This window comes from Bifidobacterium sp. ESL0732 (genome assembly GCF_029395535.1).
Taxonomy (GTDB): Bacteria; Actinomycetota; Actinomycetes; order Actinomycetales; family Bifidobacteriaceae; genus Bifidobacterium.
This window is the reverse complement of sequence record NZ_CP113920.1, coordinates 987958-1013349: the sequence shown is the minus strand read 5'-3', so window position 1 is coordinate 1013349 and position 25392 is coordinate 987958. Positions and strand designations below refer to the sequence as shown.

22 protein-coding genes and 1 pseudogene are annotated in these 25392 nt (G+C 53.4%); 8 read left to right on the top strand and 15 right to left on the bottom strand.

Annotated elements, in window-relative coordinates:
- Window position 1 precedes the first annotated feature (1 nt).
- A complete protein-coding gene (locus OZX70_RS03850) occupies window positions 2-997 on the bottom strand; it encodes a carbohydrate kinase (protein WP_277181910.1) in 996 nt (331 codons plus the stop codon).
- 401 nt (window positions 998-1398) lie between these two features.
- On the opposite strand from OZX70_RS03850, the gene OZX70_RS03845 reads away from it, so the two are divergent.
- Window positions 1399-2628, top strand: a complete 1230-nt coding sequence (locus tag OZX70_RS03845) for an acetate kinase (protein ID WP_277181909.1) — start codon at window positions 1399-1401, stop codon at window positions 2626-2628.
- Window positions 2629-2927: 299 nt separating this feature from the next.
- On the opposite strand, the gene rbsK is transcribed toward OZX70_RS03845, so the two are convergent.
- From rbsK to OZX70_RS03820, 5 genes are all read right to left on the bottom strand, one after another.
- A complete protein-coding gene (gene rbsK, locus OZX70_RS03840) occupies window positions 2928-3854 on the bottom strand; it encodes a ribokinase (RefSeq protein ID WP_277181908.1) in 927 nt (308 codons plus the stop codon).
- Entirely contained in the window at window positions 3855-4475 is a 621-nt protein-coding gene (locus tag OZX70_RS03835; RefSeq protein WP_277181907.1) for an SIS domain-containing protein, read from the bottom strand. It abuts the gene before it with no gap.
- Between the two features lie 52 nt (window positions 4476-4527).
- The gene (locus OZX70_RS03830; RefSeq protein WP_277181906.1) at window positions 4528-5673 is read right to left on the bottom strand and encodes a sialidase family protein; all 1146 of its coding nucleotides are present in this window, start codon (window positions 5671-5673) and stop codon (window positions 4528-4530) included.
- Entirely contained in the window at window positions 5673-7127 is a 1455-nt protein-coding gene (locus OZX70_RS03825) for an MFS transporter (protein ID WP_277181905.1), read from the bottom strand. Before OZX70_RS03825 ends, OZX70_RS03830 begins: the two co-directional genes overlap by 1 nt.
- A gap of 82 nt (window positions 7128-7209) precedes the next feature.
- Window positions 7210-8076 carry a dihydrodipicolinate synthase family protein gene (locus OZX70_RS03820; protein WP_277181904.1) on the bottom strand — a complete coding sequence of 289 codons (867 nt, stop codon included), beginning with the start codon at window positions 8074-8076 and terminating at the stop codon, window positions 7210-7212.
- A 111-nt stretch (window positions 8077-8187) separates the two neighbouring features.
- Here OZX70_RS03820 and OZX70_RS03815 point away from each other — a divergent pair, with 111 nt between their 5' ends.
- Window positions 8188-9192: a DUF4862 family protein gene (locus OZX70_RS03815; RefSeq protein ID WP_277181903.1), complete on the top strand. Its 1005-nt coding sequence runs from the start codon at window positions 8188-8190 to the stop codon at window positions 9190-9192.
- Here OZX70_RS03815 and OZX70_RS03810 read toward each other — a convergent pair.
- The 3 genes from OZX70_RS03810 to OZX70_RS03800 all read right to left on the bottom strand — a co-directional run bounded on the left by OZX70_RS03810 (window position 9189) and on the right by OZX70_RS03800 (window position 13734).
- Window positions 9189-9851 (bottom strand): GntR family transcriptional regulator, encoded by a 663-nt coding sequence (locus tag OZX70_RS03810; protein WP_277181902.1) that lies wholly within the window; start codon window positions 9849-9851, stop codon window positions 9189-9191. The genes OZX70_RS03815 and OZX70_RS03810 overlap by 4 nt on opposite strands.
- Window positions 9852-10099: 248 nt before the next feature.
- Window positions 10100-11683, bottom strand: a complete 1584-nt coding sequence (gene aroA, locus OZX70_RS03805) for a 3-phosphoshikimate 1-carboxyvinyltransferase (RefSeq protein WP_277181900.1) — start codon at window positions 11681-11683, stop codon at window positions 10100-10102.
- A 149-nt stretch (window positions 11684-11832) separates the two neighbouring features.
- Window positions 11833-13734, bottom strand: a complete 1902-nt coding sequence (locus OZX70_RS03800) for a hypothetical protein (protein ID WP_277181899.1) — start codon at window positions 13732-13734, stop codon at window positions 11833-11835.
- Between the two features lie 192 nt (window positions 13735-13926).
- Here OZX70_RS03800 and OZX70_RS03795 point away from each other — a divergent pair, with 192 nt between their 5' ends.
- Window positions 13927-14727 carry a MerR family transcriptional regulator gene (locus OZX70_RS03795; RefSeq protein ID WP_277181898.1) on the top strand — a complete coding sequence of 267 codons (801 nt, stop codon included), beginning with the start codon at window positions 13927-13929 and terminating at the stop codon, window positions 14725-14727.
- Window positions 14728-14786: 59 nt separating this feature from the next.
- Here OZX70_RS03795 and yaaA read toward each other — a convergent pair whose 3' ends face one another.
- A complete protein-coding gene (gene yaaA, locus OZX70_RS03790; protein WP_277181897.1) occupies window positions 14787-15599 on the bottom strand; it encodes a peroxide stress protein YaaA in 813 nt (270 codons plus the stop codon).
- Between the two features lie 356 nt (window positions 15600-15955).
- Here yaaA and OZX70_RS03785 point away from each other — a divergent pair, with 356 nt between their 5' ends.
- Window positions 15956-17410 carry a catalase gene (locus tag OZX70_RS03785; protein ID WP_277181896.1) on the top strand — a complete coding sequence of 485 codons (1455 nt, stop codon included), beginning with the start codon at window positions 15956-15958 and terminating at the stop codon, window positions 17408-17410.
- A 194-nt stretch (window positions 17411-17604) separates the two neighbouring features.
- Here OZX70_RS03785 and OZX70_RS03780 read toward each other — a convergent pair whose 3' ends face one another.
- Window positions 17605-18621 carry an MsnO8 family LLM class oxidoreductase gene (locus OZX70_RS03780; protein WP_277181895.1) on the bottom strand — a complete coding sequence of 339 codons (1017 nt, stop codon included), beginning with the start codon at window positions 18619-18621 and terminating at the stop codon, window positions 17605-17607.
- Window positions 18622-18896: 275 nt separating this feature from the next.
- Here OZX70_RS03780 and OZX70_RS03775 point away from each other — a divergent pair, with 275 nt between their 5' ends.
- From OZX70_RS03775 to OZX70_RS03765, 3 genes are all read left to right on the top strand, one after another.
- Window positions 18897-19430, top strand: a complete 534-nt coding sequence (locus OZX70_RS03775; RefSeq protein ID WP_277181894.1) for a helix-turn-helix domain-containing protein — start codon at window positions 18897-18899, stop codon at window positions 19428-19430.
- A gap of 71 nt (window positions 19431-19501) precedes the next feature.
- A complete protein-coding gene (locus OZX70_RS03770) occupies window positions 19502-19885 on the top strand; it encodes a hypothetical protein (protein WP_277181892.1) in 384 nt (127 codons plus the stop codon).
- An 83-nt stretch (window positions 19886-19968) separates the two neighbouring features.
- Window positions 19969-20910, top strand: a complete 942-nt coding sequence (locus OZX70_RS03765; RefSeq protein WP_277181891.1) for a methyltransferase — start codon at window positions 19969-19971, stop codon at window positions 20908-20910.
- A 52-nt stretch (window positions 20911-20962) separates the two neighbouring features.
- On the opposite strand, the gene OZX70_RS03760 is transcribed toward OZX70_RS03765, so the two are convergent.
- From OZX70_RS03760 to OZX70_RS03745, 4 genes are all read right to left on the bottom strand, one after another.
- Window positions 20963-22006, bottom strand: coding sequence for a zinc-dependent alcohol dehydrogenase family protein (locus OZX70_RS03760; RefSeq protein WP_277181890.1), 1044 nt, complete (start codon window positions 22004-22006; stop codon window positions 20963-20965).
- Between the two features lie 121 nt (window positions 22007-22127).
- The gene (locus OZX70_RS03755) at window positions 22128-22538 is read right to left on the bottom strand and encodes a cupin domain-containing protein (protein ID WP_277181889.1); all 411 of its coding nucleotides are present in this window, start codon (window positions 22536-22538) and stop codon (window positions 22128-22130) included.
- 125 nt (window positions 22539-22663) lie between these two features.
- Window positions 22664-23530 (bottom strand): aldo/keto reductase, encoded by an 867-nt coding sequence (locus OZX70_RS03750; RefSeq protein ID WP_277181887.1) that lies wholly within the window; start codon window positions 23528-23530, stop codon window positions 22664-22666.
- A 384-nt stretch (window positions 23531-23914) separates the two neighbouring features.
- The gene (locus OZX70_RS03745; protein ID WP_277181886.1) at window positions 23915-24376 is read right to left on the bottom strand and encodes a YbhB/YbcL family Raf kinase inhibitor-like protein; all 462 of its coding nucleotides are present in this window, start codon (window positions 24374-24376) and stop codon (window positions 23915-23917) included.
- 90 nt (window positions 24377-24466) lie between these two features.
- Here OZX70_RS03745 and OZX70_RS08985 point away from each other — a divergent pair.
- Window positions 24467-25372 (top strand): annotated as a pseudogene (locus OZX70_RS08985) (CPBP family intramembrane glutamic endopeptidase).
- Window positions 25373-25392 lie beyond the last annotated feature (20 nt).

Here is a 25392-nt window from a genome sequence, read left to right as displayed (position 1 = left end):
CTCACTTACTCCTTTCGTCGATCGTCTGGCTTTCATTGCGTTCCTCGACCTCGGCTGGATACGGCATCGCTTCGACGGCTCCGTATCCTTCCACGCACAGCGACGCTGCGGCGTTGGCGAAACGGACCATCTCGTTGAGCTCGTCCTTCTTTAGGTCGCACAGATCGCAATGATGCAGAAGCGTGTAAAGGAACGCGCCCATGAAACAGTCGCCTGCGCCGGTGGTGTCGATCAGGTTGGTGCGGAATCCGTTGATGCTGTGCTCCTCGCCATCCCATGCCCAGGAGGCTCCTCTTGCATCTTCGGTCATGATCAACAGACGCACGCCCTTAGAGTTGACCAAACGGGACACCGCTTCAAGATCACGAGTGCCGAACACGACATCGAAATCTTCGACGGAACCCTTGAGGATTGATATATTGCTCATTTCCTCGTTCAATGCGTCGATCAGTTTCTGTGGGGACTTGTGGACGGTCGGACGATAGTTCATGTCGATGGCCACTGGGATATTGCGTTTCTTGGCTTCGGAAAGCAAAACATGCGCCGTACGACCCAAAGGAGCATCGACGAAACTCACGCCCGCCACATAGAGCATGCGGGTATTGAGAACCTTGTCAAGATCCAATTCATCAGTATTGACATTGAGCGAGGCGCTGCCATCGACGGCAAAACTGAAGCTGCGCTCCCCGTTGAAAAGACTGACGAACACATGGGAAGTGAACAGATCAGGATCGGTGAGCAGCGAACTGCAATCCACACCGTTGCTCTGCAGCTCCCTGCGCAGGAACCTTCCCATGAAATCGTCACCGACCTTGCCAACGAATGAGGTATTCGCACCAAGTCTTGCTGCAGCGACGGCGACATTCGATGCCGTGCCTCCGAGGTTCATCTCATAGCAACGCTGTTTGGAAAAACCACGGCGGAAAATTGGGGTGTAATCAGCATTGATATCACCGAACGATACCAAGTCCTTACGCTCTTCTGGATTATTCTCCATATTTAGCCTCCTTGCCTAACTTCTTTTAATCTCAAATGGGACGGTCCTGAAAGGGACCGCCAGCTATCAAGCTCATCTCCAATTTAAAGTCCGGCAAATGAAATTCCCAACAAGAAAGCTTTCCTTCTTATCGCCTTATTTAAGGTTTTACTCGATATTAAAGGAAAAACATAAGCAATTTTTTTCATACAACGTGTGTATTTTTTCATTCCCTTGAAAAAATAGAGCAACCGAGATTTTTGGCGAAGATCATCGCCGAACAAACTTCGGGATATTGAACTTTCCCGGGTCCAAAACGGACGGAAATCCAGGAGTCTTTGTAACAGCTCGTGAGTAAACTGAAAACTTGGTAGCCGTGGTAACATCCACGGGTCAATTAATCTATATGGAGGATGTAAACAATGGCGAAAACCGTCCTTGTCATCAATGCCGGTTCCAGCTCGATTAAGTATCAGCTGGTGGATTTAGGAAGCGGGGATGCTCTCGCAAGCGGCCTCGTGGAGAAAATCGGTGAACCCATCGATGGCCATTACAAGCACGAATACAAGGGTGAGAAACACGAGCTCGAAGAGCCAATCAAGACCCATGCCGACGGTTTGAAGCGCGTCCTTGGCTTCTTCAAGGAATACGGCCCCGATCTTCAGGAATCCGGCATCGTCGCAGTCGGTCACCGCGTGGTGCAAGGCGGCTCCGTCTTCCCGCAGCCGGCGCTCGTGAACGACAAGACCATTCAGCAGGTCAAGGACCTTGCCGTGCTCGCGCCGCTGCACAACGGCCCTGAGGCCACTGGCGCCGAAGTCATGGAACAGCTTCTGCCCGACGTCCCGCAGATTTTTGTCTTCGATTCCTCCTTCTTCTTCCAGCTTCCGAAGGAAGCCAGCACCTATGCGCTCAACAAGGAAGTCGCCGAGAAGTACAAGATCCGCCGTTATGGCGCCCACGGCACCAGCCACGAGTACATCGGCAGCGTCGTCCCCGGAGTCGTCGGCAAGCCTGCCGAAGGCCTGAAGCAGATTGTGCTGCACATCGGCAATGGCGCTTCCGCCTCCGCTCAGATTTCCGGCCGTCCAATCGACACCTCCATGGGCTTGACCCCGCTCGAAGGCCTGGTGATGGGCGGACGCACCGGTGACATCGACCCGGCTGCCGTCTTCCATCTCATCCGCAACGCCCACATGAATGTGGACGAAATCGATGAACTCTTCAACAAGAAATCCGGCATGACCGGCATGACCGGCTATGGCGACATGCGCGAGGTCGATCGCCTCATCAGCGAAGGCAACGAAGACGCTATTCTCGCCATGGATATCTACATCCACCGCATCGTCGGCTATATCGGCAACTACACCGCTCAAATGGGCGGCGTGGACGTGATTACTTTCACCGCCGGCGTCGGCGAGAACGACAACAACGTGCGTGCCCACGTCTGCGAGCGTCTCGCTCCGTTCGGCGTGAAGCTCGACAAGGCCAAGAACGACGCTCGTTCCAAGGAACCGCGCATCATCTCCACGCCCGACAGCTCGGTGATCATCGCCGTCATCCCCACCAACGAGGAGCTGGCCATCGCTCACAAGGCCGACAAGATCGCGACCGAGGGCAAGGACAGCTACGGCAACGTCTTCAAGAAGTAATATAAGCTTGATTGCATAAGACACAAGATGCATGCCGCCTTGTTGAGCAATCACGTCATATATAACAGTGAGAGGTTGTTTCCCATTGAGTTAACTCTTTAGGAAGCAACCTCTTGCATATCCATACAAATATGTATAACAGATTTTGAGAATTATAGCATTGCACAGTGTGTGCATTGACTCCACCAACACACCAAAATCTGTCAGGAAAAAAGCGGAGGGCATAGGAAACGATACCAATATTCCCTACGTCCTCCGCAATAATGTTATGCACGTTGCTTTGGCAAGTTCAGAGGATACTAAACCGCATTCCGCTCATGCAAAAAGGCTTCGATTTCCTGACTGGTCGGAAGTGAGGCTTGCGCTCCTAATTTTGTGACCGCAAGAGCAGAAGCAGCCGATGAATATACCAAGGCATTGGAAATATCGGAGTCTTTGGCTATCTGGCTGGCAAATGCTCCGATGAACTCGTCACCGGCTGCAGTTGAATCGACTGCGTTGACTTCAAACGCATCTATCTTATCTTCAGCATCCGCGGTCTTATAGAAAGAACCGTGTGAGCCAAGTGTGATGACGACATTGCCGAAGCCCTGCCTCATCAGCTTTTCCGACGCTCGTTCAGCCGATTGCAAAGAATCGACCCGGATGCCGCTCAATGTTTCAGCCTCGTGTTCATTGGGAACAATCCAATTGACCATGGAAGCATGTTTCGCATCAATCCGTTGTGCCGGTGCGGGATTGAGAATGATCGTCTTATCGCGTCGATGAGCGATCTCGATTGCCCGATACACCGTTTCCAGAGGTATTTCAAGCTGCAGAACGATGATATCATTGTCCTCAATCAATGACTCCATATGTTCTATCTCTACCGGGGTGAACAGTGAATTCGCTCCTGGAATAATGACGATGCGATTACGTCCATGGTCATCCAGCTGAGGATTGCCAACGCCAGAAACCGCCTCGTCGGTAAACAAGACCGCATGATGATCGATGCCAGAAGCCTGCAATGAAGCTATCTGTTCTTCACCGAAATCATCTTTCCCGAGTTTTCCCATCATAGTGACCTCAGCGCCGGAACGCGCAGCGGCGACCGCTTGATTCGCTCCTTTCCCTCCAGGGAAACGATTGAATGAAAGACCAGTGACGGTTTCTCCCTCGCGCACGAATTCATGTGAACGGAACACCAAGTCTGTCATGAAACTTCCGATTACCAGAATCTTGCGCATCTAAATCTCCTTGAGGACTCCTTGTTCGACGAGCCTTTTACCAAGTGCACCGCCAGGGTGGTTCAATCCGAAATCTCGCTCGGAGAAGTTGATGAGTCTGGACAACGTCAGTCCTATTGCATCACCGGCCACCAAAGTGGCAGTCGAACTGTTGGATGGAGCAAGATCGAACTTGTCGGCCTCATGGTCGACATGGACCTCAATGGGAATGTCCGAAGCTTTCGCCAGTGTGGATTCACGATTCCCAGTGATTGAGATGATTTTCACGCCCTTGGCCTTAAGCGAAGGAATGACGCGAAGCACTTCATTGGTCTCTCCACTGTTGGAAATGGCAATCACGATATCCTCTTTGGTAACCATCCCCAAATCTCCATGGACGGCTTCGGTCGAATGCATAAAGAATGAGGGAATCCCAAGACTCGCATATGTGGCTGCAAGTTTTGAACCAATGTGGCCGGATTTACCGACGCCGGTAAATATCACTCTTCCTTTGCCGGACAAAATCAATTCGACGGCATCGGTATACGCGCAATCAACATGACTCTCCACGTCCTCTATGGCCTCGACCTCGGAATGAAACACCTCCTCAATCAACGAAACGATTTCCTTTTTCTCAGTCATAAAACTTCCTTCATCATTCATAAATGAATGGCATCTTTTCTGTTCGACACACTCAGGCTTTGTCATATTCGGCTTTGAGTGCATCAAGAGGGACACGAGCCACAACGATTGCACGGCGCTGCCATGTATAGCTGACCAGCAACTCGTCATCATCCGTTCGTATTGCGGTTGGATATGAATATTCATTAATGCCAGAGGTGATAATGCCTCCGTCATTACCGGTATATCCTTCAACCGCATCGGCCGATGTGTGTAATTGCGGCATATGGCTACCTGTCGGGATCATGAGCGACGTCTTGCCGTCCTCAATGGTGTAGCACTGACGCCAAGTCAACCCGCCATCTTTGGTGATGGAAATCGAAAGCGGGCATCGGGCACCCCAAGAATCAGAGACCGGGTTATGCACGATGGCTGCCGTCCGACCATCCTCATCAAGCTTGACGGCGCAGAAGCCGGAGTTATTCTGCGGCAGATCCACTGTCACAGCCTCGCTCCACGTTGAACCGTCATCCTTGGAGACAGTACGGAAAGCCTTGCCTTCTGTCGAACGGCACATAGCCACAAGAGTCGGCATACCGTCATTGCCGGACCGATTTTTCATCTCCCAAAGGGTAGGTTGTATGATTCCCGCTCCTTTGAGCTTCGAGCGGTTCAGCGGAACACGACGAAGCTGCCATGTACGACCGCTATCTCGGCTGATGTCGAAACGACAGTTCCATTGCGGGTTGTCTCCGCCGGATTCTATTGAATTGGGCGCGACCCACGTACCCAAGGAGGTCACCAGAGGCGGGTTCTTGACCGGCCCTCTACCTCCTTGGTCATCATCGGGAACCAGTTCACGTTCAACGCTCCAGGTTTCCCCGTCATCATCCGAAACGCGATACCACGTCTTCCAATATGAGATTTGTGGACCATTTTTTGCAAAAAGCCACAGTCTACGATCGGGACCGTAGGCAAGCACCGGGTTCCACCAGGCCCTACGGTGTCCACGCATCACGACTTTTGGCGCGTCCCAAGGACCTGCGGGTATTCCCCGGCTCATCCAGATAGCATTGTCGACTGCCCCTTCATGGGCGCCGGCAAACCAAGCGACAGTAACGACCCCGCTCTCCGGCGACCGCACCAATGTCGATGCATGGCACTGCCGCCAGAGTTCGGAATTGCCTGAAACCATCCAGCGTTCAGGTAATTTGTTCATTATTTGGCATCCCTCGTCAACGAGTTGAGGTTGTTGTGATAGGTCTCAGGGGTCAGCCACAGCGCAATTGCCGTGATGACCGCAGCGATCATGGTGTAGATGGCTACCAGATACCAGCGTGAACCGTCAGCGCCGGCAAGAGCGGTGGCGATGAACGGGGTGAGTCCACCGGAAAGGATGGACGCGATCTCACGACCCGCAGCAGCCCCGGAATAGCGCCGGTCGGCCGGAAACAGCTCAGCGAAGAACGAAGGCTGCACCGCATTAATTGCATTGTGACCAAGGTTGAGCATGACGATGTAGGCCAAAGTAATCACGATGAACGACTTGGTCTGCAAAGCCATGAAGAACGGGAAGGCCATGATGAACACGATGATGGTGCCGATCAGATAGACAGGCTTACGCCCGATTCTATCGGACAATGCCGCGAAGAGACCATGTGCCGGGAAGGCGAGCACGGACATGATAAGAATCGCCCAATTAAGCTGATCCTTGGGAATGCCCAGATGCCCTGGAGCATATGACAAAGCGAAGGTGCAGAGCAGGAAGTACGGCACCGATTCCGCGAAACGCAAACCGATGATACGCAGCAGGTTACGCCAATCCTCGACGAAGACCTTATAGAGCAATCCGTGTTCTTGCTGTGCCGGAGCAGCAGGAGCAGCGGCCTTTTCGGCATTGGCTTTCTTCTGATCGGCCACGGTCGCATCGAAGTTCTCGGCAGTGAGTGCACGGTTACGGCTTTGCTTCTCAAGTTCGGCCTTGGCCTTGGTATAGACAGGGCTTTCCTCGAGTGAACGACGCATCCACAGGCCCACAAGCATAACGACGGCGGAGAACCAGAACGGAATCCTCCAACCCCAGCTAATCATCTGGTCCTTCGGCAGCGTGTAGACCCACGCAAAGATGAGGGTGATAATGATCTGGGAGGAGAAACCGCCGGTATTCGGCCATGCAGCCCAGAATCCACGGTGTTTTGTCGGTGCGGATTCCAGAACGATAATCATGGAACCGCCCCATTCTCCACCCACGGCGAACCCTTGGATGAGACGAAGAACGATAAGGGCGATTGGAGCCGCAATACCGATGGTCGCCACCGATGGGATGCATCCGATCAGGAAAGTGCCAAGACCCATCACCAAAAGCGTCATAATGAGTGTGGACTTACGGCCTTTCTTATCCCCTCGTTGTCCGAAAATCACACCGCCGAGAGGCCTTGCGATGAAACCGACGGCAAATGTGGCGAACGATGAAAGCGTGGCGACGAATGGGCTCTGATGAGCGAAGAACACTGTCGGGAAGGCAATGGCCGCCGCAGTCCCATATACAAAGTAATCGTAATACTCAAGCGTATTGCCAATAAAACTTGAAAAAACGACTTTCGCCAGATATTTCTTATCAACTGGACTAGAATCTTGTGTTGAAGCAACTGCTTCACCAGTTGTTGTTTTCATGTATTTTCCTTTATCTGTAAACAATGATTGGATCGCCTCCTCCCTGCCTTTTCACTCCAGGGTGGAGGCCTATCACCTTATTTCAGGATAAAACTCTAGATGTTTTCAATACAGCGGCAATTTCCTCCTTCGTTTGCTCATCGGGTTGATCAATAGGAACTCGGCAAATACCAGCTGGAATGCCAAGCACACCCAAGGCATACTTCAGACGGTTGATGCTGGGACCAAGGACCTCTACCAGACGCTCGACTTTCTTCTGCGCCTCATCTATGGTCTTCTGGTCGCCAGAGACGAAGGCCTCACGCAAATCGGCCCATGCGGTCGGTGCCACACCCGAGACACCGGAAACCACTCCTGCTCCCCCGCACTTAAGAACATGAGGAAGATCAGCGTCGTTGCCCGACCACAGCTTCAGCTGGGGTGCGGCATCCCGATATTGTTCGACCCGCTGTGAGGCAAGACCCGAAAGCTTCACACCATCGAGACCGACTTCCTGCAGCTGCGTCAACGTTTCCGGCGTGACATCAGTACATGCGACATCCGGGTAGATATATGCGTTCAGCTCCGTATCGATTGCATCACGCAACGCTTGGTAATATTCCAACACGCCATGCTGCGAAGCGGTGTAGTAATAAGGTGTAATGGCGGCGAATCTCGTCGCGCCGACATCCTTAGCAGCTTGCATATTGTCCAATGCCTGCCTCACCGACGGCGCACCGATGTGGATGATCGTACGTTCGGGACCGAACAATTCAATGGCCCAACGGGAGAGCAAGGCACGCTCATTGCCACTGAGAGCAGGAAACTCAGCCGTCGTCCCTGCCACAAGCACATCGTCCACATACGGTTCCACCCGTTTGAGGAAGGCCTTATTACCCTGCTCATCTAGATTTCCAGAATCGTCAAAGACGGCGATTGCAGCTGTTATTATCTCAGGCCTAGCGCCCATGTATACTCCCTCGTACTAGAATTTGTTGTTAACAGTCTTCTGTTAACAATTGACATGATAACCAAATCTGTTTAATTTTGCAAACGCAACGCGCGGAAAGGTCAGACAAAAATGGAAAAATTTACATATCAAAACACTATGAAAAGAATCGTCGGAGCTTATGCCTTGGAGGGCGAAAACCAGCAGCAACGTCTCGAACTGATTCAAAAAATCATGGGCTTAGGGTTGTGCACGGGGTTGGAAATACCGATCTTCTCAAATCTGTACAAAGAAGACGCATCGTGGCTCTGGAGTGAACTCGGCGCGAACACGTCCAATGTATTCACCATGATCACTGCCACAATGGAGGCAATCGAAGAAAACGAAAACTTCGGTCTCGCTTCCCAAAACGACGAGGGAAGGGACCTCTCGCTCAAGATGCTAGCCTCGGTAAGAGATATTGTGGCGAAACTCAACCGGGAACATAATCAGAGAATTTTCGCAGTCGAAATCCAGAGTGCACCCCAAATGAAGAGTGAACCTGAGACGCGGGAAGCATTCACCGAATCCTTGCTGGAAATCGCCTCTTGGGATTGGTCTGGAGCGGCAATTTGTGTGGAACATTGCGATGCTTTCACCACTCAACATACTCCGGCCAAGGGATTCCTCACCTTGGATGACGAGGTATCAGCGGTTTTGAAAGCACGCGAGGCGCAATCCCGCACGCCGGTCGGCATCACGCTCAATTGGGGAAGAAGCGCCATAGAGCTACGAGATGGCGCTGCTGTAAACGACCATATCTCACATTGTCGAGAAGCGAACGTGCTTTATGGTCTTATGTATTCATCAGCAAGCCCTGTCGCCAACGCATTCGGACCGGCATGGACCGATGCTCATCTTCCGCTTCGTCCAAACACCGATCTAGACCCGGGTGAACCGACGTCTGCTTTAACCTCACAATTGTTGCAAGAAAGCCGGATGTTGGCTGGAGACGAACTGCTTTATGACGGCATTAAAACTTCGATACGCCCGCTTGACTCACCAGTTGAGGCGAAAACCGCTTTGGTGAAGTATGGCCTGAGACAGCTCAACAATGTCTATAAGCTACCTGCATACGAGGCCACGATAACAGATTAAATGGCTTCTCCGTCCAAAGCACGGACCATCCTATTGAGCGAACCTTCAAGATGACGATCGATCAGAGTCTTGACATCCGCGGTTTTGCCGGCTTTCAGCGAATTAAGAATCACCACATGATCATCGAAAGAGGGAGTGAGATCTTCATCCTCGGCATTGGTAACCTGAAGCATCACAGAGAAAATTGGCATCAATGTCGACCAAAAATCGATGACCCTTTCGTTTTTGGAACTTTTGATGAGTTCGTCATGAAAGTCAAGATCCTCTTGAGCGTAACGATTGGTGTCATTTGCTTTGATCGCAGCGTCCATCCTGGTGATGCAATCATCCATTTCCTTCCAAGAAATCGATGAGATGTCGGAGACGATATGCGTCACCGCTATCTCTTCAAAAGCGACACGGACTTCATACATATCACGGACGTCTTTTTCCGAAAGACCACGGACCACACAGCTTTGGCGTTTTTTCTCTATCAAACCTTCATTCATCAACAGCATGAAAGCATCACGTACCGGTCCACGGCTGACGTCATACTGCCGAGCAACTTCCGTCTCGACCAACCGTTCGCCCGCAGGAATAGTCTGGTAAATTATCTTAGACCGCAAATCATCAGCAATTTGTTCGCCCAAAGGCTCCAATCTGACAGCACGGTTTTTCATGGAATCCCTTCTATCAGACTTTCGAATCCAACTAAACATTATTCCTGCACCTTAGCTACTAAGGTATTTAGACACAATTAACTTAGAATATAATGCCTTGCCACGAGGACAACAATATCTTTCAGCAGATGCCAAGAGAATTATAAAAATAAGTTTAGAGTACAGTGCAATCATCGCATAGCGAAAAATCGTTTAGCACTGTAACCTATTGTAATACATCGTGAAGTTCTCACTGAAATTCGAAATTCCTAGTCTTCAACGCTTTTGAGCATCTTGCACCACATACCCGGGAAGTCGGGGATGGTCTTGCGTGTAGTGGCAATGTTGCGGATACGGGTATCCGGCACTGCCAAGCCGATCATCGCAGCGAACGTCGCCATGCGGTGGTCGGCGTAGGTTTCCATAATCTCACCGTGCAGCAGGTTACGCGGCACCGGCGTGATGGACAGCCCGTCGGGCAACTCCTCGGCTCCGGCCCCGATGCGGGTGATTTCGGCGACCAAGGCCGCCAGACGATTCGTCTCGTGGCCACGAAGATGGCCGATACCGACCAACTCGCTGGGGCCTTCGGCCAGGGCAGCCAACGCGGCGATGCTGGGAGCAATCTCCCCTGCCGCCGACATGTCGAATGCCTTGCCCAACCCGCGAATGGGCCCATCCATCGAAACCGTCAATGTCCCGTTTCTCGGTGCGGAAGCTGACTTTTCAGGATTGCGTACGTCCGCCATCACCTCGTCGAAAGGTTGTCCATTCAACGAGACCGTGGCTCCCATTTTCTGCAGGATATCAGGGAGCAGACCGCCTGGCTGAGTCGTGGAGGTCGGCCAGTTCGGTACGCTCACCGCGCCACCGGCGATCATCGCGGCGCCGAGGAACGGGGCGGCATTCGAGAGATCAGGCTCCACCACTACCCCGTCAGGCAGTTGCAAGGAGCGATGAGCCACCTGCCAGTGGCCGATTTCCGGCATTCCGGCATCGCCGCCGGCACCGTTGACATCGGCCATGGTCATACGGATATGCGGCATGCTGGGAAGCTTGGTGCCGGTATGACGCAAATCGAGACCCGACGGCAGACGCGAGCCGATCAGCAACAGGCTGGAAATGAACTGCGAGGATGAAGACGAATCGATGGCCATAGATGAAAGCTGTGAGTCCGAAGAGCCAGAAGAGGAGTTCGAATCCGCATAATCCTGCTCGTTTCCATCGCTTTCCCGGATTTCCTGCGGCGTAATGATGAACGGAAGGAATCCGGGCTTCCCTTCGTATTCGACATACGCTCCCAACTGCTCAAGCCCATCGAGTAGCGGGTGCATTGGTCGCGCGTAAGCCTGCTTGTCACCGTCGAAACGCACCGGGCCGTCGGCAAATAGCGCCAAACCCGGCACGAAGCGCATCACGGTTCCGGCAAGTCCGCAGAATACCGTGACATTGCCGTTGAATCGTCCGGAGGCGGGCGGCGTCACCGTCACACGGGTTTCTTCGTTTTCGTCAAATTCGACACCGACGCCAAGCGTCCGCAACGCACCGGCCATCAGCTCCGTATCACGCGAGCGCAGCATGCCCTCGATCGACACCGGTCTGTGCCCGAGCGCGGCCAGAATCAGATACCGGTTCGACAACGACTTGCTGCCGGGGATGACCACGGTCGCATTTAGTCTGCCTTTGGCGACAGGAGCCGGCCACGGGTCGGGCAGTTCAGGCGACTTGGATTCGGTGGACAATGAGGAAACTACATTCCCATTCGGTTTATTGCTCTCGCTATGAGAAGGTCCGGTCAGGTTGTCGTTCTGGCGATCATCACGGCTGCTGTCAAAGTCTTCAACGCTTGTCATAGTCGCGATTTTAGTGGAACTCCCCTACAGTTGCCTCCAAATATCCAAACGCGGCAAGCAACCTGACCCAAGTGAAAAACCCAATCAACTTCCGACTTTTACGGACAAGCGATACAGCGAAGCAAACCAACTTGACCCAAGTGAAAAATTCAGTCATTCACCGACTGTCCTGACAGGCGTTGCAACGCGTCGAACACATCCACCGCATTGCGTGCATGGTTGAAATCACTGGCATAGTTGTCGAACGTTTCCATGTGTTTGAAATCCGTGTTCTTAATGATTTGGGCGCGAAGTTGCTGGTACTCATGGCCGTGTGGCCCGTTGGCGGCATCGCTCGGCGCCCCTAGAGCCTTCAGTCGAGCGACAATCTTCGAGTTCTTGTTCGCATTCGCCGACATTGTTGCGTACAGGTCATGGGTCTTGTTGTCCTTTGCCTTTTTCAAAGGCTTCAAAGCAGCCGAACAGGCGTCCACGTAACCGGAAAACTGGGTGTAATTGGCATCCAAAGACGGCTGCTCGGGCAGGTTCGCGCAAGACGATTTCGAATTCGAAACCGCAAGTATGGTGGTTGCGTACGCAGTAATCAGCGACTTGTCCTTGCGATAGCTTGACAGATAATCGTTGAATACTTTATCATCCTTTTCCCCGTTGGCGTCCATCTGCTTGGCAAGTTCATCGTTGGCCGTGTCCGCGGCTTTGATGACGGCGCCCAGATCGTCGAGGTCAACGGACTCCAGACTTCCCATGCCTTCGATGTTAAGCGCCTCAACGGTGGAGTCCAGCAGATTCCATTGCCGGGCGACGTTGCCCACAGCCTTCGCCGTCGCCTCCGGATTCCTGGCGTTATCGGCCTTACCTGGCCCTTTCAGGTACGCTTTGCGCGCCGTTGCGCCGGCTGCTGCGGACTTCTTCTGTGCGCTTTCGGTTTTGTGGGCGCGGTCGACACACCATTGAAGATGAAACGCCTTACGTTCAGCGAGCAGGTCACGGCCGTATTGTTCCACGTGCTCCCTGATAGCGAACGACGGATCCGCGTCTGCTTCAAGATCATCCATCCGGTCGACCTGGGCCGTGATATCGTCTGCATCCTCATCAATCGGGACTATCTGCTTGGCGGCCTTAACGCTGGAATCCAAAGTAGCATTCACCGAAGCGATAAGAGTCTTCATCGCAGCATCGTCGGAATCCGAAAGGGGCACCACCGTACTGCGGCACGAGGCCATCATTTTGTCATACTTTACCTTATTCTCATTGCTGGCTGAAATGCTTCCCCAATTCCCACCACAGGTCTTGTACATCGTCGAAATCGCCGGTGCGTGGTTGATGTAATCGCCGAGCAAAGCCTTGTCGGCGGCGTAGGCCTTGGTATAGCGATCGAGTTGCATCTTTACCTCCGCGCTATCCATGCCGTCGAGTCCCGCGAACTTCGCGTTGTCGGCATCAGCATCGGAAACAAGGGAGTTGAGCTTCGTCATGTCCGCTTCGCCGACGTTCTTGCTTCTGATCATGTCTTGCACTTGCTTGTCGATGGCAGAACGGTCGCTGCGGAGTCTGGATACTTGGTTGCTCACCTTGTCAACGGTCGGTCGGCCGGGAGTGGACATGTCCTTCTTGAGCATTTCAATCATTTGCTCGGCACGTTGGGCTCTTCCCCTTATCCCGAAACCGACGGCAGAAGCCAGAACGACCACGATAATCACCACAACGATGACAAGAATCTGAAGCTTGTCGGCCTTTTTATTCATCTCGATGTCTTGCAGGGAAGGCTTGTTGGAATATGTATCTATTGGCGCATTGTCGGGCTCCGTTACCCAACCGGACGTGGATAAAGCGCTGGCGACATCAGCACTCGGCTTCCTACGGCTTGGTGCGGAATCTCCTGCTGCGGTTTGGACAGTCTGACTAGTGCGATTGGTTTCATTGGCTCGATCGGTTTCGGGAGTCCGTTCGGCCCGATCGGTTTCGCCGGTGTGCTCAGCCTCACTACTATCAAATGGAAGCTGCGAGGCTCCTTCATCTATGGGCTGTTGCTGATCATCATTGCGTTTCATGCGATATCAAACCTTATCGTTCAGTCCGTCATCTCTTATCTGAAATCATAGTCGAGCCCTCAATCCAGGAAAATTTGAACACTTCCAGCTGTACGACACGCCGAAGGTTGTTGACCCTGACATATTGTCAGGGCATAGCGTTTCTTTTGCGACCGCAATCCGGCCGCAGACGAGATGACGAAGGAGGACGCAATGAGTGATACCGCTACCGATAAAACGTCATGGGCACAGACCGAAGCCATCGGCCTGACCATCGGCGAAGTGTCGAAGATGTTCCATGTCAGCGTGCGCATGCTCCGACATTGGGAAGACCTTGGTCTGCTCTCACCGGAACGCGATGCCAGCGGTTATCGGTCCTACACGCCCGGTGACCTGAATCGACTCCGTCGTCTGCTCGTCTACAAGGAGCTCGGCGTACCGGCCACACGCATCGGACGATTGCTCGATGCACCTGCGCCACAGGTCGTCAAGGAGCTCAAAGCGGGACGAAACGACCTCGAAAAGAGATTGCATCATCTCCAGAAAATCCTTGACGAGACCGACCGGCTCATCGACATGGCAGAGAAAGGAACGACCATGACCAATACAGATTCCATCGACCAACGGCAAAGCGAGGCCAAAGATCGCTGGGGCGACACCAAACAATGGATGGAATTCGCCGAACAGCAAACCACTACTGACGGGAAAACAAAGATGAGGCAAGAGCAACACATGCGCGAGGTCGAAGCAAAACTGGCCGACGCCAAACGTCGTGGTGTCAAGCCTGGCAGCAACGAGGCCAATGAACTCGCCGAGCAACATCGTGCATCCCTCTACTACTACGAGGTCACCCGATCCATGCAGGTCTGCCTAGGCCGCATGTACGTCGCCGACCCACGCTTCAAAAAGCACTACGATGACATCGAGCCCGGCCTGGCCCAGTGGCTCTGCGAAGTCATCGAAGCCAACGCCGACGCCCAAGGCATCGACCTCGGCAACGTGGCGTGGGAATGACATTCGTCAACAAATTCGGCGGTTCCGCATCGCAACAGAATCCGGAACCACCGATTTGTCTAGAGGCCGAAAGGAACCAGCGTGAGGTGGCGGATGTTACCTTCGTTTTCGATAGCTACGGCGCCAAGCGTGCGGGCGACTTCATCTACGGACTGGGTTGGCGAATCGAGCAGAGCTCGCGTCAACAAGCCTCGGTAGTGCTTGGCCATGTGGGAGATCGTCTTGTTGCGTGAGTCGGCGATGCGGACGTCCCACCATTGGACGTTTGAATCTTCCGGGCCCGACTTGGTGACTCGATAGAGTTCCGAACGCAGATCGACCGTGACATTGTCATTATCGACAACGGTACTTTCCGACATCTGCTGATTGGCATTATCATCTGCCACGGTATCAGCATCCTCTTTTTTGACGATCTCCGATTCGTCGCCAAAACCGGTCTCCGGACTCCAACCCGCGAGCGCCTTGCGCCAGAACGTTTTCAGCGGGCCGATGCCAGGCAGGGAGACATTCATGGAAAGCCGGTAAGAGGGTATCAGGTCCTCGCCTGTCGTCACACCGAACAGACCCGAGAAAATCAACACATCGTCGCCTTGATCCAACTGCGCGGCCTCGTACAGTACACCGGTATAGACCACACGCGCTGCAGCTGTCGGGGCGTTGAGAATATCGCGTTGGGCGATGATTTCACGCATTCCCTTGGCGCCGACCTTCAATATTTTGCCCGCATCCTCGCGTTTCGATGTCTCGATCAAAACGGACAGAACCTTCTCTCTGGCGTCATTGAGTTCGGGAAAGGACAGATGGGCAAGATTGAACTTCGGTCCCTCAGCCGGTGCGGCCTTACCTTCAGATGGCGGTAAAAGAAGATGCATAATTCACCAGTTTATCGGACCAGCAAACCGAAACATCGTGACTGATGAATCAGAAATGTCATAATAGACAAACCTGGTATATCTGTAAATATGCGATTTAAGCCTTCTGAAGACTACACGCAAAATCAGCTAAACCTCAATACCTCAAGCGTTATAAATCGTCTTTTCTTTCGTTCGCTAAGTGAAAATTCGAATTTCGCCTCGTACGCTTCCAAGCAGCTGGAACCATTGAAAAACCGAGCTGTCAAGGGCCTTAACGACAAATGTAGAAAAGCCCACAAAAGAGCGTAGAACCCTTGTTTTAAGCCCAAAGAATTGTTATCTTCTTCCTAACTCTCGTTAAGAAAGGGATTTCAATGACTGCTAATCTCAATACCGCTTCCGGCCAGCCGTGGGCCGACAACACACATTCGCAGACCGCCGGCGTACGCGGCCCGGTGCTCCTGCAGGACTACCAGCTGGTGGAGAAACTCGCACACTTCAACCGCGAACGCATCCCCGAGCGCGTGGTGCACGCCAAGGGCGCTGGAGCTTACGGCACCTTCAAACTCACGAAGGACATGAGCGAGTACACCAAAGCCGACGTATTCAACGGCGTTGGCAAGGAGACTCCGGTCTTTCTGCGCTTCTCGCAGGTGGCCGGCGAGCTCGGCTATCCGGATACCATGCGCGACGTGCGCGGCTTCGCACTGCGTTTCTACACCCAGCAGGGCAACTACGACATCGTCGGCAACAACACGCCGACCTTCTTCATCAATGACCCGCTGAAGTTCCCCGATTTCATCCACTCCCAGAAGCGCGACCCGCGCACCCACCTGCGTAATCAGACCCGTCAGTGGGACTTCTGGTCGCACTCCCCCGAGTCCGTACACCAAGTCACTTACCTGATGGGTGATCGCGGCAACCCGGCCAGCTACCGTACCATGAACGGCTACGGCAGCCACACCTACAAGTGGGTCAACGCCGACGGCACCGCCTTCTGGATCAAGTATCACTTCATGAGCGAGCAGGGCGTGCAGAACATGAGCAATGAGACCGCCGCCAAGGCCGCCAGCGAGGACACTGACTACCTGCTGCACGATCTGTTCGACGCCATCGAATCGAAGAACTACCCGTCGTGGAAGGTCTGCGTGCAGATTCTTCCCTACGAGGAGGGGCTGAATTATAAGCACGACATCTTCGACATCACCAAGGTCGTCTCGCACAAGGACTACCCGCTGGTCGAGATCGGTGAATTCACTCTGAACCGCAATCCCGACAACTACTTCGAGGACATCGAAGAATCCGCGTTCGCCCCGTCCAACTTCGTGCCGGGCATCGAGCCCTCCCCCGACAAGATGCTGCAGGGCCGCCTGTTCGCCTATAAGGACGCTGCGCGCTATCGCCTCGGTGCCAACTACGAGCAGCTCAAGGTCAACCGCCCGGTGGTCGAGACGCACAACTACGAGCGTGACGGTTTTATGTCGAACAACGCGCAAGACGGCGCCGTCGACTATGAGCCGAATAGCTTCGACGGTCCGACGGAAGATAATTCTGCCCGCAACCATGGCGACGAACTTGAAGGCAAGACCGGCAACTATGCCGCCTACGAGCCCGACAACTTCTCCGCCGCCGGCGCGCTCTACAACGTGCTTAGCGAGGACGAAAAGCAACGTCTGGTCGAAACCATCGCCTCCAACCTAGGTCAGGTCGAGGGCGAGCACGCCGAGGAAATCAAGGTCCTCGAGACCCGCCAGTTCTATCAGGCCGACCCCGACTATGGCACCCGCGTGGCCAAAACGCTTGGTCTGAATCTCGACGATATCAAGTGAAAGTGGAATGACGCACAGTTTCTGCGTCTAAACAGCAAAAAGGGAATCCTTCTCGCACGTGTTTGTTCGCACGAGAAGGATTCCCTTTTCATATCTGTGCTACCGGGTCAAAATATTCCGACAAGCCATAAAAGGAAGATATTCAAATTATCATCGAGCCTGGCTCACCAATCGCGACCAAAGCCAGCGGCAACTTACAGATACATGTCTGCGAGATATTTATACGTGTTCTTGCGAGCCTCGAGACTATAGACCGGAACGTGAACCATCAATTCATCGATATGGTAGGCCGCGATCTCCTCGTCAAGGATGTCCTTGACCTGCTGTTTGGTGCCTTTGATCAAGATCCTGTTGTCGTAGGCGTGCTTCAAGCGAGCTTCGTCAGCCTCGGTGTAGACGTACGACTCAGCACGGTCTGGCGAGACCAATGTGGCCTGCGGCTGGCCCAAGGTCAGGTACGACAGTTCGAACGATTTTTCATGACGATGCAGCTCTTCCTCAGTGTCGGTGATCAGCACTCGATAATCCATACTGACAATCGGATGGTCGAAGAAGACACTCGGCTTGAAGGAATCACGATAGGATTGGAATACCGCAGGCGAAATGCCCGGATTGTAACCGAACCATTTCACGAAGCTGTAGCCCAGGCCGAGTTCGGCCGCCTTCATCGCCGATTGACCGCTCGAACCAAGCATCCAGGGCTGAGGGACGTCATCACCGGTATTGGGGGCAGCGAAAACGTTGCGGTATAACGGGCTCGCCTCCGTGGCTCTTCCATCGGTAAGCAGCGCAAGAATGTCATTGATCTTGCCATACATCTGCGGATCACGATCCAGCATCGGTCGCCCTTCGGACAAGGCCATGATTTCCGCAGGGCCGCCGCCCGGAGCACGTCCCAGACCCAAGTCAATCCGTCCCGGTGCAATCGCCTCGAGCGTCTTGAAGGTCTCTGCAATCTTCAACGGGGAATAATGCATGATCATGGTACCGCCTGTTCCAAGGCGCATCGTCTTCGTGGCGGCCGCGTAATAGGCCACCAGCAGTTCAGGCGCAATGCTCGCACTGGCCGGGAAGCCATGATGCTCAGAGAACCAGTAACGGCTATATCCGAGGCTTTCGGCATATTGCACCAGTCCTTTGGTTTTCTGCACGTTCTCTTTCGGCGTCTCGCCGGTGTTGAGCATCAACAAATCATGAACGGCTAATTTCATGGTTGCTCTCCTATCCTTATCCACATTCCGATACTTTTCTGTCGTCGCGCTTCTCGGCGCCCCCTTGCATAACCCATGGCCGAATCGGCCGGATCGCTCCGGAATGTATCGTCAACGCTACAGCAATGCCATTCAGGAAATCAACGATTTCCGCTTTAGCCCGAAAGATTTGCCAACCTCGACTTGGAGAAGATTATTCGAGACCTAATTAATTGAAATAATACATATCAGATTTATTTTTGACTATTCGTTCAAAAATTGTTATAGTGACACGTATGGCAAGACCGAGAAGTTTCGACGAACACAAAGTGCTCGAACGATGTCGCGAAGTTTTCTGTGTGCACGGCTACGACGCCACCTCAATCGACGACCTCGTTGTTGCGACCGGGCTCAAACGCGGGAGCCTTTACCAAGCGTTTGGAAGCAAACGCGGGGTGTTCCTGAAAGTGTTGCAGAGTACGTTGAACGCTACGTTCAGGAACAAATCGGCAAATAAATCTGAATCCAGCGAGGGCGAAGGCGATGACGTTCCCACCAACACCACTTCCCCATTGGCTCAGTCTGAAGCTAGCCGAAAGACGATCCGACCTGAACCGCAATTACCTGCAAATAGCCTTTTTTCAGTTGACGTTCTGACAGTTGTCACCATCGCCTGCCTGGAACTTGCGCCCCATAACGCGAAGGTTCGAGATATCATCGCTCAGTGGCGATCTCTGATTCCGCCCGAGCATGCAGTATTGCTACCACAGGCGCTCGGGGACAATCTGCTTAATCGTGCTGGAATTGCCACAAAGCCGATGACTGATTGAATCAACATTATCCGTAGATATCCGATCAATCGATCTTTTTAAAACCAAGATTATAAAAAAGAAGTATCACTATGTCCGAAATACAAAATAATCAAAAAGGCAGCAACACCGTGACCATCGAAGGAAAGACCCTGAAAGTCGTTCCGAATGGTCTCAACAAACTTTGGTCGTTCAAGGGTAATCTCGAAATTCCGCTGTTTCATGTGGCCGGCGCTACACTCGATCCCGGATTCAACATGTCCGGACGACGCGCGTTCCGCGACCCCGGCTTGGCCACCCCTGGTAAAAAGGCTGGCACGTTCAAGTTCCCCGACGGTGATGTCGAGTTCTGGAACATCGCCCAACCGGAACAGCCACTCGTCATCCAGCTTCATGACGAGGAGTTTGATCGCCTTGTGCTCGGCGTAGCTGACCCTCGCCAAGTTGCAGATGCCATCAACACAGCTATCGAGTAAAAGACCAAACCGAAAAAATCAATCGGCTTTCTGATAAGGTTGTCGTGATTGAGAAGAAACAACCGGAAGAAAGCCGATTATTTATGACTGCCGATGTTGACAACCCGCAGGAGCATGATTCCATAAAGAACGATTCACAGGAAATCGAAGAAAATCGCGAGAATTGGGACGACCGAGCCGAAGTCCATTTCAACGGAGGATACGGGAATATCGACGCATTGATTGGCGGCTCGCCCCTCTCGAATCCCATTGTCAGACGTGATTACGAAGTGCTGAAACCGTACCTGCCGAACCATTCGGTCCGCGGCCAGCGGCTGCTGCATCTGCAATGCCATATCGGCACCGACACCGTCTGCTGGGCGAGACTCGGCGCGAAAGACGTCTGCGGGTTAGATTTCTCCCCTGCCTCGCTGCGTTACGCCCGTCAGATAGCCGAACAGGCCGGAGAGGATATCACCTATGTCGAAGCCGACGCTCGCAAAGCGGCCGAAGCGCTTCCGGGCAGACAGTTCGATGTCATTGTCACCAGCGTCGGAACGGTGACATGGCTGCCGGCATTGGAGGAATGGGCACAATCCATCTCTAAGCTGCTGGCACCGAACGGCGTCTTTATGATTCGCGACAACCATCCGTTGCTGTTTGCGCTCGGCGATGACGGCTTGAGCATCGGCAACAGCTATTTTCCAGGTACCGAGGATTCATACGATACTGAAAACACTTATACGATGGCTCCGCAAACGGAGAATTCCGATTACACGGATTCGGACAAGTCCGCCGGAAATGAAAGCTCGGAAGCGCCGAAAATCACCCATATCCACAACCATAACTGGGCCCACGACTTCGACGAGATCACGCGTGTGCTCATCGACGCAGGCCTGCGCATCGAACGGATCGGCGAATACGACGTTTCCGACTGGCAATCGTTGCCGATGCTCGAATACAACAAACAAGACGAGTCATGGCACATGCCCAAAGGCTACCCGCGCATCCCCCTGACGTTCTCGATTGTGGCGCGAAAGGCCTGAGTTTCGGCTGCTTTGAGGCGAATTCGAGCAGCGTCACCAAGCTATGAGAATTTCACGCTTCGCTCACGATGATAAGGGACTTGATGGCTTCGCGCTGATCCATGGCCTCATAGGGCTGCTGGATATGGTCGAGGTCGAAGCGTTGAGTGAACACGCGACAGGGCTCGATACGACCATCAAGAACGGCGTTGAGCAGGATATTCTTGTCATACGTAGTTACGGATGCGGCACCGCCACGAAGCCCGGTGTTGTTCCAGAAAAGTTTCGTAGTGTCGATCTCTTTGCCATGCGGAACGCCGACGCGACCAACGACAGCTCCTGGACGCACAATTTGAAGCGCCGTCGCGGTGGATTCCTGCGTGCCCACACATTCGAGCACAGAATCTGCCCCGTCACCGTCCGTCATATCCATGACGCGCTTGACAGCATCTTCACCACGCTCGGGCACGATATCGGTCGCACCAAACTGACGCGCGAGACGTTGCCTATCGTCATGCCGGCTCATCGCGATAATGCGTTCGGCACCGCGCAACTTGGCCGAGATCACTCCGCAAAGTCCTACGGCCCCGTCGCCCATGACCACCGCGGTGTCGCCTTCTTTCACCTCGGCACTGGCGGCGGCGTGGTAACCCGTGGCCATAACGTCGGAAAGGGCGAGCAGCGAATTGAGAGTGTCGTCGCAATAGTCGCTGGGCTTGCCGGGAATCTTAATCAAAGCCCAGTCGGCATTGGTGAACCGCAGGTATTCACCTTGGTAGCCGGCATTGCCACCCGACTCCTGATTCATGCAGTTCCCGTCAAAACCAGCACGGCAGGCGGCGCATTTCCCGCAGCCATGCGTGAACGGGACGATAACGAAATCGCCAGGGCACACATGCGTGACCTCGCTGCCAACTTCTTCGACGATACCGATGGCCTCATGACCGGTCAGCGAACCTTTCTCTCGTTTCGAGATGCCGCGAAACCACCACAGATCCGACCCGCAGACGCACGCCCGCAGAATACGGATGACCGCGTCGGTCGGCTTTTTGATGACCGGCATGGGTGCATCGGTGACGGTCACCTTGCCCGGTTCCACAAACATTCCAGCTTTCATTATTACATTCCTTTCGTTCGGTAGACCCTAATCATATGTGAGTCAGGCTTCGAACTATAGCTACATCATTTATTAGATTCGGATACTCCGGATAACTCAGAGCACCTCTCAGCAATGCCGATCAGTTCAGTTTGGCGTATTCTTCAGGGTCGACCGGTTCTAGCCATTCATTCGAAGCGCCCTCTTCAGAAGCCATCACGGCTATGTGAGAGAACGGTTCATTCGGGCTCGCGCCGTGCCAGTGCTTGGTTTCCGGCGGCACCACCACCACGTCGCCAGGGCGCAGCTCACGCACTGGCTCACCCTCGAACTGGCAGTAACCACGGCCGCCCACGGCGATGAGAATCTGAGTGGCCTTGTGGTGGATATGCCAATGGTTCCTGCAACCGGCCTCGAAGGTCACGTTGGCGACCCTGGCCTGGTCCGTGCCACCCAGCGGAGCGTTGTAGCTCTGACCGTCAAAATACTGGGCGTAGGCATCGTTGGGACGGCCCATAGGAAACGGGCTTGGATTCGTGAATGTTGTTGCCATTTTCTTTATCTCTTTTCTGCTGGAATTAATTAAATACGATACGCTTCCTGCTTATTGGTTTTCCGACAAACCAGGTTGCATATCAATCGACGTATAGGTGGTTATCGATAAAACCGGTGGGAAGACTAGCGGCCGCTGAATACGGGGAAATCGCTAGCCTCGCCATAATCCCTGACCTTTGGCATATCTCGGAGCGTCTGCATGTCTTCGGCGTTGATACTGAAATCGACCTCGGCGTTGGCCTTGATATGGGCCTCGGAAGAAGCTTTGGGCAGCGGCAATGTGCCGAGTTCCAAGCAGTAGCGAATCATCAACTGCGGCACGGAGACGCCGTAACGTTCCGCCATCTTGGTGAGCGTCGGGTTGCCCGCCATCTCGCCGTGGGCGATTGGCGAATAGGCCTCGACCAGAATATTGTTCTTCTTGGCGGTGTCGAGCAGGTCGAAACGCGTGTTGCCCACATGCGTGAGCAGCTGGTTGACCGCCGGCTTGATTTCGCAGTGTTGCAGGATGTTATCGAGGTCAACATCCTCGAAATTCGAAACGCCAATGGCACGCACGTTGCCAGCCTTCACGGCTTCCTCCATCGCCCGCCACGCCTCGAGGTTGCCTTCGAAGCAATGGTCGCCCTCATGGAAATGAGCCCAAGGTTCGGGCGCGTAGATGAGCAGCAGATCAATGTAGTCGATGTCGAGGGCTTTAAGCGAGGCTTCAATGGAATCCTTGGCGGACTGGTAGTCCTTGTGTTCGGCCCTCACCTTCGTGCTCACGAACACATCCTCGCGTTTGAGGCCCGAAGCACGAACGCCTTCGCCCACACCACGCTCATTCTCGTAAGCCTGAGCCGTGTCAACGTAGCGATACCCGCACGCGAGCGCCATCTGCACCGCCGATCCGACTTTGTCATCATCAATCAGCCAAGTTCCAAATCCCAGTTTGGGGATCTTCACCCCGTTGTTCAGAGTGTAGTTTTCTTCAAGTACCGTCATCATCGTTCCTTTCGAATCGTATTCATCGTCATATAACGACATCTATCGTCAACTATAAAAACTTCAAGCACTTGAACACCAAATCATGCGTCTAGAAGAAGACACACTCGTTCTCATCAATCCATAAAAGCATGCTTGCTTTGCCGGCATTTCGGTTTAGTCGCGAAAACGCAATGGCCACCGTATTGTTCTCAAACGCGTGAAGTCCAGATAATCGATATTCCTAAACCAACGCTCCACGTATTTCCGATAATTTGATGTAAGCCGAAATAGAAAATTTTCGATAGCTCAATCAAAATGCCGCTTCGCTCGTATTATTTGTCCAAATTCAACCTTGTTCATGCCCCGCCATAGAGAGCTATCCAAGATGGCTGACACTGAACGAATTTATTCGAACGTTCCCTCAACGTTGCCAGTGCCAAGTACTTTTCCGCCCATCTCGGCTTTAAGCCGACGGTAAGAGGTCATCGGCGTAAGCCCAAGCTGTCTATCGAGCGCGTAGACGGTGAATTCGTAACGGTGGCTGGTTCCCTTCGGCGGCTTCGGCCCGCGGTAACGATGCCAGCCGTACGCCATTCCCTGAACCGCATCACCGATTCCAGGCCGCGCTCCCCTGACGATACCTGCCGGCAAAATCTCCATAACCGGCAAATCCCAAATAATCCAATGCGTCATTTCGCCGAACAACGGATGACCCATATCTCGCAGCACAATGGCCAGCGACTTGGCTTCATCCGGGATGCCCGAAAACGTAAATTCAGGAGATATATCGCGGCCCCGCCCTGTGAATTCGATCTTAAACCGGCCATTCTCATCGATCCCACCGCAAGCAATTTCAATCCGCTCCATCGCGATTTCTTCCTTTGCTTTTAACCTTCAATTACTTTATAGGTAGTAGATTATCATTATTATTTATTCAGAAGTAGCATTTCTGTTGAGATGAGCATGATGCTGACGCCAGACCATGAGGACGTGAAAACCGGAAAGAAGCAGACCGCCGTCCGGATGCTGGTGCATCTTCTCGCTTTCATCCTGATATTCCTTTTGCTCTATGTTCCCGCCTTCATGCTGGTCAAGCACGTTCTGCACATCCAGCGCCACGCCAGCGGCGAAAACCGTTGGATGCTGTCCATGTCGGTATCAGCCCCGCTGGAAGTCGCGGCGGTCGTCATCGCCTACCTCATAGTGGTGATGCTGCTCGAAAAGCGTAGGAACCCTTACGAACTAAGGCTCTCACGGTTTCCCGGCCTACTGGTTGGAATGTTCGCGGGCTTCGGCGTCATCGCCCTGTGCATCGGCATCCTCTTCCTTACCGGCAACTACCGCGTCACCGGCTTCAACCCGGACTACTCGCCGTGGATGGATATTTTTGTCATGGGCGTCTGCGGCGGCATCGGCGAGGAAATCGCGTGCCGCGGTATCATCTTCAGACTGCTCGAGGAATGGATCGGGACGTGGGGCGGCGTTCTGGTTTCCGGTCTGTTGTTCGGGCTCATGCACCTGAACAACCTCGGAGCGACGCTGTAGGGAGCACCTGCCCTCGCAATAGAATCTGGAATGCTGTTCGCCGCCATCTACGCGTGGACCAGATCACTGTGGCGGGTCATCGGCTTCCACGCCATGTGGAACGTCGCCGAGGACCCGATATTCGGCTCCGTCGTCTCCGGAACCGGCAAGCAATCGTCATGGCTCATCGCGAGTTGGCAAGGCTCCGCAATCCTGACCGGTGGCTCCTTCGGCTTCGAAGCCAGCATCGTTCCAGTGCTGGTGTGCGGTGTGATTGCGGTGTTTATATTGATGTCTCTGCAGAAACGAGGAAAAATCGTGAAACCTTTGTGGACATGACATAAAAATCTTGAGGTTGA